Raw genomic sequence first — 13,234 nt, forward strand, 5'->3', positions numbered from 1 at the left:
GTTTTGTGCTGGAAGTTATTTATTACATCAAGGCTGGTTAAAAGGATGAGCCCCTTGAACGCATTTACTGGAGGACAAGAAATGCCAAAAGGTCTAATGCTGACTGACTTAGCCATCGCTGGCTTACTATTAATTGCAGCAAAAGTAATTCGTGTGCATATGCCTTTACTACAACGCATGTACATTCCATCTGCTGTATTGGCTGGGTTATTTGGTCTTATTTTTGGCCCAGCTCTGCTTAACGTATTACCTTGGACAGATACCTTTACCGCAAACGCAAGCCTCTTAACTGCTGCACTTTTTTCTGCGTTGGGTTTAGCAACAGATGTCCCGTCACCAAAAGTGGTTGCTCAACGAGCAGGCTCATTGTGGGCGTTTAACCAAATTGCATCCGTGTCGCAATGGCTGTTTGCAGCAATGTTTGGTTTAGTACTTACCACCTTCTTTTGGCCTGAGATTAATCCTGGGTTTGGCGTAACCATGTCCGCTGGATTCATGGGCGGACATGGTTCAGCATCTGTAGTCGGTGAAATCTTCACGGGACTTGGTTGGGAAGATGGCTTCACGCTCGGTTTAACGTTCGCCACAGTTGGGATCTTTATTTCAATCTCTGTGGGCATGTTAATGCTTCAGTTTGCGTTGAAAATGGGCTGGATTCGTAGCTTTACGACATTCGACAGCATGGACGAACACGAACGCAAAGGCTTAGTGAAACCTGACGATCAAGAACCTGTGATGAAAGATACGATGTCATCATTGTCAGTCGATTCTTTCGCGATTCACGCGGCGCTGGTTGTAGTGGTAACGGCTTTCTCTTATGTAGCAGCCAACTACTTATCTTCTTTCCACGATAAGGTACAAATTCCGACTTTCGTTACTGGCTTTCTGGGCGGTATGTTAGTTCGAATCATCGCTAAGCAAACCAAGGCATCTCATTACCTATGCGACGGCGCATTCAAACACGCAGCGGGTATTAGTACGGATTACCTGATCATCTTTGGTATTTCAGCGATTAAGATCACGGTTCTAGCGCAGTATTTAATGCCAATGGTAGTGCTCGCAATTGGTGGTATCGCGTTCACGCTATGGCTTATCTTTTGGGTTGCACCTCGCATCATGGGAGATGACTGGTTTGAGAAAGGCATTTTCTCTTGGGGATGGTTAACAGGTACAGTCGCTATGGGTATCGCGTTATTACGCATTGTCGACCCCAAAATGCGCAGTAAAGTGTTAGACGACTATGCTATCGCTTATGTTCCAGGCTCAATTACGGACATTTTCATCATCTCGCTTATGCCAATCGCAATGTATAACGGCATGCACTGGCAAGCGTTAGGTGTTGGTCTAACCTATATCGCCGTTGTCTTATTTATTTGGCGATTTGTGTTTAAGCACAGCGGTCAAGCCGTCGCAAACTAGTCTTAATTGCTCATTTCGGGAGGTATTTTATCCTCCCGAATTTAACTCTCTTCTCTTATTCGATAGCCGCCTCCCAACAGCATGCAAAAATAAGCAACTTGTTTTATATTTAAGATCTGCAAGCTTGGTCACCCCTTCCCATCCTTTTTTAATACTTGACCTACGCATTTTTATATCAAAATAGCCGCCAAACTATTCATGACTCATGGAGAAAAAGCAGTGCATCGCTCTCAAGGATTTACCCTCATTGAACTCATTGTGTGCATCATTATCCTTGGTGTCGTTAGTGTTATTGCCCTTCCTAAATTTCTTGGTCTGCAAAAAGATGCCCGAGTGGCAGTACTATATGGCGCGAGGGAAGCGCTCATGACTGCAAACAACTTTGTGTACACTAAAGCCGTTATTCAATCTCAAGAGACGATAGATGGCGGCAAACAATATAACATTGATCTAGATAATGACGGCAATAACGACCTAATTGGTTACTTTGGATTTATTAAGAATGTCATTCCCGCAAAAGAGCTGGCAGGTTTCGACCCTCAACTCACTATCAATACTTGGTACGGGGTAGACAGCCCAGACGAACCCTATTTCCTTATCGGCTTTGCAAACAAACCTGTTGGTCCTGACCATATGTGTTATGTCGAAGTTTACTACCCAGAAACTCCAGGTGGCCAAGTTAGCTACAAAATACAAACTGACGACTGCTAGTTCCCCTAGTGAGTGAAAGTAACAGTTGCACTTTTAGTGCTTTCATCGCTTTTAGCAGAATACTGGCCCCAAAACCTATTATTAACAACTATTTCACATAATGTTGTTTCATAGTTAGCTTGCAGCGAGAAAACAAGTAATTCGCGACCGCACACGCCCGTAATCGAAACAATCTATCGTTTTTCCGACCGCCAATAATTTGTGCTTGTAAACTCATCATTTCGCTCAATAATAGTTCTATAACAAATTCAATAATTTAAAGCGGGAGGCGTGATGAGAATATTCTGGCAGTTACGTTGGTATTTCCAACAAAAGTGGAAGCATTATGTCGGTTCGATTTTGCTTTTCGCTGTGATATCAACTCTACAACTTGTTCCTCCTAAAGCGGTCGGAATCATCGTTGATGGGGTCGTAGATAACACGTTAGATACAAATACGCTGATTCTGTGGCTCTTGGGACTCACTGCACTGATCTTTGCCATTTATGGATGCCGTATCTTATGGCGAATTTGGCTTTTCGGCGCAAGCTGGGAACTCGGAACCATTCTACGTAATCGTCTCTATAGGCACTTATCGACACAACCACCCCGATTTTTCGAACGTTATAAGACCGGTGATCTGATGGCGCGTGGTACTAATGATGTACGTAACATCGTAATGACAGCCGGCGAAGGGGTTTTAACGGCAGCCGATTCCTTGATCACGGGTATTGCAGTTTTAATCATCATGGTAACGCAAGTTAGCTGGAAGCTCACTGTTATGGCACTTCTTCCAATGCCGTTTCTTGCAATCATCATCTTTTTTATCGTCCGTATACTGCATCAACGTTTCCGCATTGCTCAGGAAGCCTTTTCTACCATGTCAGACATGACGCAAGAGTCACTTAACGGCGTGCGAATGTTGCGAGCTTTTGGGTTAGAGAATCAAGAACAACAGCGTTTTGAAGATGTAGTCGATGATACTGGTCAGAAAAATATCGCCGTCGCTAGAGTCGACGCGAGATTTGATCCAGCTATCCAACTCACCATCGGCCTCTCTTTCCTTCTCAGTGTCGCTGCTGGTGCTTACCTTGTCGATAAGGGAGAGATCACGCTTGGTGATCTAACAGCCTTTACGATGTATTTAGGGTTGATGATATGGCCTATGCTGGCCTTCGCTTTCTTATTTAATATTTTAGAGCGAGGCTCCGCAGCATGGAATCGCCTACAAGAGATCTTTGATGAAACACCAGAGATTGTCAGTGGTAATAAACCATTAGAAGATAAACCACTGCCATTAAAAATTGATATCGATGCTTTCCACTGGTCCAGTGATTTACCACCAGCTTTGGCCGAAATAAAAATCGAGCTCAAGCCCGGTAAAATGTTGGGAGTAGCTGGCCCTGTCGGAAGCGGAAAATCAACCCTGCTAACGCTGCTTTTGCGTCAGCACGACCTAACAAGAGACTATGGCGTCAATAGTTAATTTTTGAGGCTATCTGTATCCCACATAACACCATCTCTTAGCATTGAATTTAAGATAACAACCATCTTTCTCATGCAGGCAACAATGGCAACTTTTTTCGGTTTTCCTGCCGTAAGTAGTCGTTCATAAGTTGCTTTGAAAACAGGGTTGCATTGGATAGCCGACATCATCGCCATATACATAACGGTCCTAACTTGAGACCGCCCTCCTTGTATCAGCCGCTTACCTTTAAAGCGGCCACTTTCTCTTGTTATTGGTGCGACACCAATGAGAGAAGAAGCTTGTTTGTTAGTGATAAAGCCCAGCTCGGGTACATTACTAATTAGGGAGGCAGCAAGGACTTTACCAACACCAGGCATGCTTTGGAGAATAGTATTTTTGGCTTGATACTCAGGACAACTCTCAATCAGTTTCGCTATCTTTGCTTCTACTTTTTCAATCTGATTTTTCAGGGCGGTAAGGATAGGGGTAATCGTAGACGAGATATTCTTAGGTAATATTTGTAGTCGGTTTCTTTCCATGGTTTGCATGGTGAGTAGCTGGTTACGCCTTGTGACTAAGTCACTCATAAGGCGTATGTTTTCGCTTTTTAGTTTGGTCAGTTCTGGCTGAACACGTTCGGCATAATGTGCGATGAGAGCGGCATCTAAACGGTCGTTCTTAGCTCGTTGACCAATGGCACCAGCAAACCTTTTAATACGTAGTGGGTTGGCAATAACATAAGGTAATTTGGCTTTGTCACAGGCGAGTATAAAAGGCATTTCTAATCGACCTGTAGCTTCGATGACGACACGTTGAGGTTTGTGTTTCTTAATGGTTTTTATGGCATCGCTGATGCCTTTTTCGGTGTTCGGGACAGTGAAGTAAATATCGAGTGGTCGGATGTAGATGTCTAATTGTGACTTACCAGTATCAACGCCGACATTAATGTTTTGAAGTGTGTTTGTATTCATAATAAGCTAACTCTTGCTTGCAAATGCGGGCTCGAGACCCAGAAGACTATTCGAGTGTGGTGCTTGGAGTTCTATCTGGCGTTCGTACTTGTTACCGGTCTCTCAATTGAGGAGCCATCGTTCAATCGAACTACCAGATAGAAGAACTTTAGTTGCAGCTAAAGTCTGGGTCTCACCTTACCCGATTGGAGTACTTATTATCCATACAAACGGTTCAATTACATTCGGGGATGTTGAGATTAAAGATGCCCTACTTCCTCAGTGGCGCAACCGCTTTGCCGTGGTTAATCAAAGCCCGTTTCTATTTTCAAAATCTATCTTTGACAATATTGCCTTAGGCAACCCTAATGCGGGAAAGGAAGAAGTCTACAGAGCAGCAAAGTTAGCCTGTATTCATGATGATATAGAGAAGTTTCCTGAAGGCTATCAAACTGAAGTTGGCGAGAAAGGCATTACTCTCTCTGGAGGACAAAAACAACGAATTGCGATAGCACGCGCTATGTTACTAAATGCACAAGCCTTGGTATTGGATGATGCGCTTTCGGCTGTTGATGGCCGAACCGAACATCAAATCCTTAAGAATTTGGAAACACACTATCGTGATCAAGCCCTAATCGTTATTGCACACCGCCTCACCGCATTGGAAGCAGCAGACGAGATCATTGTCTTGAATCACGGCCACATTACTGAACGTGGGCAACATAGCGCTTTATTAGCGCATCAGGGATGGTACGCCGAAATGTTCGAGTACCAAAAACTAGAACAGGCGATGGAGGAATAATGAATGAACCAGACCAGTACGTTTAAACGGTTAATGTCTTACCCATTATCTCAACCAAAGCCAATGATTAAAGGACTCGCCTTGCTGTTTATTGCAGCGTTAGCCAGCGCCGGCGGCCCTTGGTTAATTCAATATTTCATTGATGAGCACATCGCTAAAGGTGACTATTCACAAAATATTCTGATTTCGCTAGCAGTAGGTTATATCGCTCTTCAGATCGTATCGGCAACATTCCAGTATTTTCAGTCATTGCAATTTAGCATTGTCGCGGCTAACACGATCAAAGCGATTCGTAAGCAAGTATTTTCTGGCGTGATTAAGCAGCCGTTATCTGCGTTTGATTACACTCCTGCTGGAAAATTGGTATCGCGAATCACCAACGATACGGAATCTCTACAGCAATTTTATGAGCTCTTGATCGCGACCGTGGTGAAAAACGTGGTCATGATTGTGGTGATGCTTGGCGTTATGTTTTTTATGAGCTGGAAACTCACACTTGTTGTGCTTGTATTGCTACCGATCGTCATCGGCTTTATGTACTTGTTTAAGCAGCTAAGTACAGAAAGCTACCGAAAGATGCGTGACCTATTGACTGATATAAATGCGAATCTGAGTGAATCCATTCAAGGTATGAGTGTCATTCAATTAATGCAACAAGAAGAGCGTTTTAATAAACAGTTCAACGAGCTAACCGCAGAGCATTTGGTGGCATCTAAACGAGTGATTCGGCTAAACGGCTATCTGCTAAGACCATTGATGGACTTGCTCGCTGGCCTCGCGTTACTTTGCTTGGTTGCGATCTTTGGCTTTAACGGTATTGAGTTGATTGGTGTGGGGGTACTGTATGCGTTTATCAGTTATCTTGCGCGCGTTACTGAGCCATTAATTGAAATGACTCAGCAGCTTGCTCTACTTCAGCAAGCGTTAGTATCAAGCGAACGTGTGTTTGAATTGATTGATGCGAAAGAACAAACTTATGGGGACGACCATCAGCCATTAAGGTCAGGTGCTATCGAACTTAAAGACCTCACATTTAGCTACGATGGTAAACAGGACGTCCTAAAAGACATTTCGTTGAAGGCCAACCACCAAGACTTTATCGCACTTGTCGGGCATACAGGAAGCGGTAAAAGCACATTAGCGTCACTATTGATGGGCTTTTATCCAACGCAATGTGGTGAACTGCTCATCGATGGTCGTCCACTTAAAACACTAGAGAAAGACGTCCTTCGTAAAGATGTGGCAATGGTTCAGCAAGATCCGCACATTCTCCCTGCTTCAGTCAGAGAAAACATCTCTCTTAGTCGAGCGGTTGACGATACTCAAATATGGGATGCGTTAGACAAGGTAGGTTTGGCAGAGCAAATTCACCGTTATCCTAATGGGCTAGACACGCAGTTAGGTCAAGGTGAAACCAATCTATCTGCTGGACAAAAACAGCTCTTAGCGTTAGCACGTGTGCTTGTGGTAAAACCTAAAATATTGATATTAGATGAAGCAACGGCCAATATTGACTCAGGAACAGAAGCTTTAATACAAAAGAGCTTGGCAGTACTCAGACAAGACATGACACTAGTCGTTATCGCTCATCGACTTTCAACTATTTTGGATGCGGACCAAATAATTGTTCTTCATCATGGGGAGTTAGTAGAGAAAGGCACACACAAAGCACTGTTGAAACAAAATGGTCGTTATGCCCAAATGTATCAGTTACAGCAAGCAAACCGACATTTACAGCAGATTGAAGAAGAAACCAAGCAACTCGAAGAAGCGGTGTGATTTTTATACCCATGCCTTCTTTTTATTTGGTAGGCATGGGCATAATCGGCCCAACTTCAAAAGTTAGCCTGATTAGCTTCCAATTTCTTCATAATGTGAACTAATTTTCTATTTCTTACCTATTATTGACATAACCCCTCGCTATATCACGCAAGGTCGTTGTAAAATCGTACGGTACTTCAGTCTGGCACCCTTTGCACTAGACTGTTTTCACTTTCTAATAATGCATATTAATCTCATGACACAAGTCCATGGACAAAGATAAGTTTACTAACATCTATCGCTTGCCTGGTTCGATTCAAATTCGTATCGGTAAATGGCAAAAAACGTTCCGCGGTACCTCTGATTTGATTTTACATCAGGCGCTAATGGAGCGTAATAAGCAGTTTAAGAAGCCAGACTTTTTACCTAAAGGCTGGTGCGTCACTCCTATTGACGAAAAAGATATTACTGTCACGCACCACGGTAAATATATCCAAACCGTCATGCGCACAATGTTGGACAGAAAGGTCTCGTACAAGCGATTATTCCTATCTCGAATGAGTGCGGAAGAAGGTGAAAAAGTGCTCCACAATTACAAACTGGAGTGGGTAAGAAAACATAACCAGATCGCCAAAAAGTACAATCAAATTAAGAAGAAACAGTACATGAACTTTGCAAGAGAAGAAGAGGAAACCCTCTACCCTTCGATTCCAAAGGGTGAGTTTGACAAAACGTTATGGAACAAGCTCGTCGTATCATCGTTTGGTCCGCAGAAAAAGTACAAAAACCCACATTTTGTCCGCAAAGCCGATTTCTAAATAAACACCCCTACACTAGGGGTGTTTATTTATCCGTTAAATCACCAATCGTAAGTTAAACTTGCAATAACATTTTGTCGATCACCATACCAACAAAAACCATCACATGTCGCTATGTACTCTTTATCAGTGATATTTTTAGCTGCGACTTGTAGCTTGTAATCTCCAATACGATAGCTGACCGTCGCATCCATTAAGAAATAACTTGGTACTTTTAGTCTCTCTTCATTATCTCCGTATGACTCACCTGTATAGCGCGCACCTAAGCCAACCGAAAAGCCATCAAGAGGTCCATCAAAGAAACGATAATGTGCCCAAGCTGATGATACGGTATTCGCGACTTGAGAAGGTGTTTTGCCAACCCATGTCTTATTGACGTCTTCTTTTATCTCTGCATCAACATAGGCTATGTTTCCGATTAATGTTAAAGAAGGTGTCACATTGGCTACAGCTTCAAACTCAACGCCGTTATTTTCTATTTTTCCTATTTGCGTCAATTCACTCAAGTAGATACGAGCCAAGTTTTCTTTTGTTGCCCGATACGTTGCGATATTGAAATAGCCATCGAATGAATCCGGTTGGTATTTTACACCGATTTCAATTTGATCACCGCTTTCCGGTTTCGCTGGCTTACCATTGCTATCTTCTTGAATTATTGGATCAAAGTACTGAGAGTAACTAAAGTATGGTGTGAAGCCAGAATCAGAAATATAAGCCGTTCCCACGCTAAACGTCCACTCTCCATTATCGACTTTCGTGCGAGCACCCGTGGTAACATTATGTACTTCGTTACTTGTATCGTCGTAACGAGCACCCAATAACATTGTCCATTTATCGTTGATCAGCATATGATCTTGAAAGTAGACGCCAAGCTGCTGATTATCGATTTTCGTTCTTTGCTTATCGGTTTCGCTCAATGGTTGTAGCGTATTCGGATCGAGTAACATTATGTTATCCGAATAAGTAGGATTAAATACATTAAACCTAGGGTCAGGCAAAGCTCCCATTGGTGTGTTTAATAATGCATTACCATCAGCAACGATAGGGTCATTGGCAAAATCTTTACCATCGATACTGATCATTTGAAAATCTATGCCCAACATCAAGTTATGCTCAACGCTTCCCCAATTTACTTGGTGCATCAAACGATTATCGATATTAAAAGCATCAGATGACCCATCTTCTGTTGAAGCGCCCCGAAGTATGGTTTTGCGTTCATTTGATGGGTCCAAAGCCGGCCCCAACGCAGGCACATCAGCCGAGTAAACGTACGAATACATTTGTCTTAGCTTAACATCCATTTCGCTGTAACGAGCTGCTTGAACAAATGAAGTGGTATCATTAAACGCATGAGAAAACTCATAGCCTAAAGACACCTGCTCACGCTCAAAGGTCTCCCAGTTAGGGTTACCTATCGCTAAACTATCACTGATCTTTCCATTTTTGTTTGGCGTTAACGTTCCTTCAACTGGCAAAAATTGCAGATAAGGATCTGAGTCGTCTTTTTGATAGCTCGTTAGAAAGGTAATTCCAGACATCTCATTAAATTTGTACGTCATTGATGGAGAGAGAAGAATGCGCTCTGCTTCTACCCCACTAATTCTCGTCCCATTTTTTCTCGCTAACCCTTGAAAGCGGAAAGCTAACTGCTCACTCACCTCAGAGTTTACGTCAAGAGAAAGTTGTTTACGGTCTTCAGAACCGTACTCCAAAGATACAAGCCCTGAGCCTCCATCAAATTGAGGTCGCTTACTGACGACATTGATAACCCCACCAGGAGGGTTTTGCCCATAAAGAACAGACGCTGCACCACGTAACACTTCAACCCTTTCTAACGCAAACGGATCTATTTGCCAACTATAGAAACCAGAAGAATATAAACGGGTACCATCTTGATACAGCCCGCTGTTCGCCTGTTTAAAACCACGAATAATAAACCAATCTTGCTTGTTATCTTCGCCGAAATAATTAGTTTGAATACTTGGTGTGTACTGTAGCGCGTCAGAAATGCTAATAGAGGCACGATCATCCATTTGTTCTCGCGTAACAACAGATACCGCTCTTGGGGTTTCATTGATGGCAATATCAGTTTTCGTCGCTGCCCGACTCTTCGCTCCAAGATAACTAAAATCAGGACCAACTGCACTGTCTTGCTGCTGTCCAATCACAACTATATTTTCATCTTCCTGAGCCAAGACATTTGGCGTTGATAACGCTAATACAACCGCCATTGACGTTGGTGTCAGCATAAACTGCCGAGTCATATTATTCTCCTTTTTTGTCGGCAGCCAAACCAACCCTTCATGACTTCAGCGATCGCTGAAAGAAAAGCGAGTTACGGCATCGCCAGTTGTTTCCATAAAAGACAAACCAGAGGTTTTGCATAAAGCACTCGCATAGGTTGCGAATGCCACTGCGAGTGCTTGTTTGTATAATTACTTTCTTGGTTGAGGCGTAGCTCGTATCTACAAACGACGTAATCCCCACATCAGATACAAACCGCCAATGAGAGACGCCATAAGCCCTGTTGGTACTTCTTGCGGGTAAAGAACTTGTCGTCCCAACCAATCGGCCAACAACATCACGCCGGAACCCAATATCGCGGCGCATAACATGTGTTGTGACGCTTTGTTAAAGCCAAATAAGCGAGCTAAATGCGGAGCCAGTAACCCAACAAAGCTAATAGGACCAACAACCAATGTCGCACTGACCGTGAGACAAGCAACTAAAAGCAGCAGTATCGAGCGTGAACGATCAACGCGAATCCCAAGTGCTTTAGAGGAAGCGGCGCCAACAGGAAGAATATCTAGCCATCTTACGCAGAGAAAACTCAACCCTATAAAAACAAGCGCAGATAAAGACAATGGGAGTAACGTTTCAACCGAAACATAGTAGGTAGACCCAGACAACCAAGCCAATGCTTGATAACTTCTTGGGTCACCAGTGGCTAGAATAAAGCTCTGTATTGCATTCATCAGTGCGGTAATAGCAATACCAGTCAACAAAATGCGCTCCGGCTGAAAACCTGATTTACGGTTTAGCAGCACAATGACCAATACCGTCGCTAATGCACCTACAAGCCCGCCTAAAGAAAGAGTGAAAATTGACGAACCTAACCCAGTAAACATCGCGATGATCAATCCCATCGCTGTCCCTGAACTGATGCCGATCACTTCTGGACTGGCCATTGGGTTTCCACTTAGGCGTTGAATCATGGTGCCAGCAATCGCTAACATTGCCCCCGCAATTGCTGCTGCAAATAATCTAGGTGCGCGCCATTCCAAAAAAATCCAATTTTGGCTAGCAAACAAGTTTGTCCACCCTTCATTTTGCACAGCAACCGTGGCAAAAAGAACAACGGAAATTAATGTGCCGATCAACGCCAATGAGATCGCTTTAGGGTTTAGCTTGTAAACATGTTGACGATGTCGAGTTAACACCGTTTGAGTATGGCCCTGCGTCTTTTGTGATAAGCGAGGTAACAACCATAACAGTAGCGGAGCGCCCAATGCAGCCGTTGCTGCTCCCGTTGGTATAAAACTCGCCATTAGCCCCGGCAGTTGCTGAATAACCAAATCGGTTAAAGTCAATAACATGGCACCAATCAGCATCGATACCCAAAGCTTATGCTGGATTTTATTGATACCTATCAATCGAGTAATCGCTGGCGCTGCTAACCCGATGAAACCGATGATTCCTACTGCAGAAACGACCCAAGAAGTGATTAGTACCGCAAGCCCAAGACTGACAAAGCGCAGTTTGGCTAGCGAGACACCTAAACTCTTGGCACCTTGCTCGGAGAGTTCTAACAGACTTAACGGCTTTGCAAACACAAATGCGATAACCGTAGCAAGTGCGATTCGAGGAGCAAGATACGAGAAATCACCCCATCCGCTCTGAACAAGCGAGCCCGCTCCCCATATCATTAATCCATTCAGCTTTTCGGTATTCATCATCAGAATAACCGTACTTAATGATGCAAAGTACAGGTTTATCACTAACCCAGAAACGACGACAACCGTTGGAGATAACGCTCGTCGCCATGACAACAGCATCACCAACCCCATCGATATCACACCGCCGATGAGAGCAACCAAATTAGGTGCTATATCCAACATCCAAGGGGCAAATAGCGTAGCTAACATCAAAGCAAAACTTGAACCGCTCGCCACACCTAATGTTGTTGGCGAAGCAAGAGGATTGCGCAGAACTTGTTGCATTAATACCCCAGCAACCGCTAATCCGGCGCCAGAAATAATCGTGGTGAAGACTCGAGGCCACCAGCTAAAGTGAAGTAAGACGGAATCGATAGATTGAAAGTTAGGTTTCCATAAACTGCTAAGAGCCAGTGAGAATGAACTTGCTTGATACAATTGGAAAGCACCAATAGAAAAGGTAAATGCCGAAAGTAACACCACAAGGCTTAAAGGCATGGCTTTCATTGTTCTAACTCCTCGATCTTACTCGCCGTAACTAACTCCGCGAACCGAAGCGCTGAAGGCATAGAACCAAAACTCCAAACAGGTGCGACTTGCATGACTTTCTCACCAGACTGTTGAACAACGTATTGCCAAAACGGATCTTGAGAGAGCTGCTTTTCGCCACCGTGAGGCAATGGCTCAACGATAACAATTTGGGCTCTTATACCTGCTAACTTATCGATGCCGACTAAGCTGAAGCCCCAGCTATTTGTCTCTTCGTTCCACGCATTACTCAGCCCAATCTTTTCGATAGCCTGAGAGTAAAGACTATTCTGACCAAAAACACGAACGTGCTTCGTATCCATAAACTGAATCATTAAAAGCGGCGGCTGGTCTTTGTTTATGCGCTGTTTTAATAAAGAGAAACGTTCTTCATATTTTTGTATAAGTGCCTCAGCTTCCGCTTCTCTTCCTAGCTCTTCACCAAACCTCCGAGTGAAACGAGTAAGTACCGACCAATCTGTAATCCCGCTTTCATATAAGTCAATCGTGGTAACGGGGGCGATATCGACTAAGCGATGCTTCATTGAGGAGAAGTACGGGGCAATAAAAATACGGTCAGGTCTGAGCTCGTAAATACGCTCTATATTGGGTTGAGTTCTTAACCCTACATCCTTAGTTTGAGGTGGTAACGGTGGCGATTTTACCCAAGCATCGTAATCTTGCCCTTGAGCGACGCCTACGGGCACGACCCCTAACGCCAACATCGTTTCAGTTTGTGTCCAATCAACCGACATCACCCGAGGTGACGCCTCAGCTACTGCTTGAAAGGAACTGACCAAAAGCGCACTAAGTGAGAGAGCGAAAGAGAAATGCTTAAGTCGAGTGTTTGTACTGCTCATTATT

Annotated in this window: 8 protein-coding genes and 2 pseudogenes; 6 read left to right on the plus strand and 4 right to left on the minus strand. The window is 43.7% G+C overall.

Features of this window, described 5'->3' with window-relative positions:
- Positions 1-81: 81 nt before the first annotated feature.
- The 3 genes and pseudogenes from P4S59_RS08635 to P4S59_RS08645 form a co-directional block, all read left to right on the plus strand.
- Positions 82-1,419 (plus strand): sodium/glutamate symporter, encoded by a 1,338-nt coding sequence (locus P4S59_RS08635; RefSeq protein ID WP_337168643.1) that lies wholly within the window; start codon positions 82-84, stop codon positions 1,417-1,419.
- Between the two features lie 198 nt (positions 1,420-1,617).
- The gene (locus P4S59_RS08640; protein WP_054867094.1) at positions 1,618-2,130 is read left to right on the plus strand and encodes a prepilin-type N-terminal cleavage/methylation domain-containing protein; all 513 of its coding nucleotides are present in this window, start codon (positions 1,618-1,620) and stop codon (positions 2,128-2,130) included.
- A gap of 273 nt (positions 2,131-2,403) precedes the next feature.
- Positions 2,404-3,567 (plus strand): annotated as a pseudogene (locus P4S59_RS08645) (ABC transporter transmembrane domain-containing protein); the annotation flags it as partial.
- A 23-nt stretch (positions 3,568-3,590) separates the two neighbouring features.
- On the opposite strand, the gene P4S59_RS08650 reads toward P4S59_RS08645, so the two are convergent.
- The gene (locus tag P4S59_RS08650) at positions 3,591-4,547 is read right to left on the minus strand and encodes an IS110 family transposase (protein ID WP_033906599.1); all 957 of its coding nucleotides are present in this window, start codon (positions 4,545-4,547) and stop codon (positions 3,591-3,593) included.
- 208 nt (positions 4,548-4,755) lie between these two features.
- Between P4S59_RS08650 and P4S59_RS08655 the strand changes: the two are divergent.
- The 3 genes and pseudogenes from P4S59_RS08655 to P4S59_RS08665 form a co-directional block, all read left to right on the plus strand.
- Positions 4,756-5,328 (plus strand): annotated as a pseudogene (locus P4S59_RS08655) (ATP-binding cassette domain-containing protein); the annotation flags it as partial.
- 3 nt (positions 5,329-5,331) lie between these two features.
- Entirely contained in the window at positions 5,332-7,107 is a 1,776-nt protein-coding gene (locus tag P4S59_RS08660; RefSeq protein WP_337168245.1) for an ABC transporter transmembrane domain-containing protein, read from the plus strand.
- Between the two features lie 251 nt (positions 7,108-7,358).
- Complete coding sequence (locus tag P4S59_RS08665; protein ID WP_012841863.1) at positions 7,359-7,907, plus strand: MSHA operon transcriptional regulator; 549 nt, start codon at positions 7,359-7,361, stop codon at positions 7,905-7,907.
- Positions 7,908-7,948: 41 nt separating this feature from the next.
- Here P4S59_RS08665 and P4S59_RS08670 read toward each other — a convergent pair whose 3' ends face one another.
- The 3 genes from P4S59_RS08670 to P4S59_RS08680 all read right to left on the minus strand — a co-directional run bounded on the left by P4S59_RS08670 (position 7,949) and on the right by P4S59_RS08680 (position 13,230).
- Complete coding sequence (locus P4S59_RS08670; protein WP_337168246.1) at positions 7,949-10,171, minus strand: TonB-dependent siderophore receptor; 2,223 nt, start codon at positions 10,169-10,171, stop codon at positions 7,949-7,951.
- A gap of 201 nt (positions 10,172-10,372) precedes the next feature.
- The gene (fhuB, locus tag P4S59_RS08675; protein ID WP_337168247.1) at positions 10,373-12,349 is read right to left on the minus strand and encodes a Fe(3+)-hydroxamate ABC transporter permease FhuB; all 1,977 of its coding nucleotides are present in this window, start codon (positions 12,347-12,349) and stop codon (positions 10,373-10,375) included.
- On the minus strand, positions 12,346-13,230 hold the full coding sequence (locus P4S59_RS08680) for an ABC transporter substrate-binding protein (protein WP_268979877.1): 885 nt from the start codon (positions 13,228-13,230) through the stop codon (positions 12,346-12,348). Before P4S59_RS08680 ends, fhuB begins: the two co-directional genes overlap by 4 nt.
- Positions 13,231-13,234 lie beyond the last annotated feature (4 nt).

This window comes from Vibrio sp. M60_M70 (genome assembly GCF_037162085.1).
In the GTDB taxonomy this organism is placed as follows: Bacteria; Pseudomonadota; Gammaproteobacteria; order Enterobacterales; family Vibrionaceae; genus Vibrio; species Vibrio diabolicus.

Coding starts and splice junctions, on each gene's coding strand:
- P4S59_RS08635 (WP_337168643.1), top strand. CDS start 82: ATGCCAAAAGGTCTAATGCTGACTGACTTAGCCATCGCTGGCTTACTA.
- P4S59_RS08640 (WP_054867094.1), top strand. CDS start 1,618: ATGACTCATGGAGAAAAAGCAGTGCATCGCTCTCAAGGATTTACCCTC.
- P4S59_RS08650 (WP_033906599.1), bottom strand. CDS start 4,547: ATGAATACAAACACACTTCAAAACATTAATGTCGGCGTTGATACTGGT.
- P4S59_RS08660 (WP_337168245.1), top strand. CDS start 5,332: ATGAACCAGACCAGTACGTTTAAACGGTTAATGTCTTACCCATTATCT.
- P4S59_RS08665 (WP_012841863.1), top strand. CDS start 7,359: ATGGACAAAGATAAGTTTACTAACATCTATCGCTTGCCTGGTTCGATT.
- P4S59_RS08670 (WP_337168246.1), bottom strand. CDS start 10,171: ATGACTCGGCAGTTTATGCTGACACCAACGTCAATGGCGGTTGTATTA.
- fhuB (WP_337168247.1), bottom strand. CDS start 12,349: ATGAAAGCCATGCCTTTAAGCCTTGTGGTGTTACTTTCGGCATTTACC.
- P4S59_RS08680 (WP_268979877.1), bottom strand. CDS start 13,230: ATGAGCAGTACAAACACTCGACTTAAGCATTTCTCTTTCGCTCTCTCA.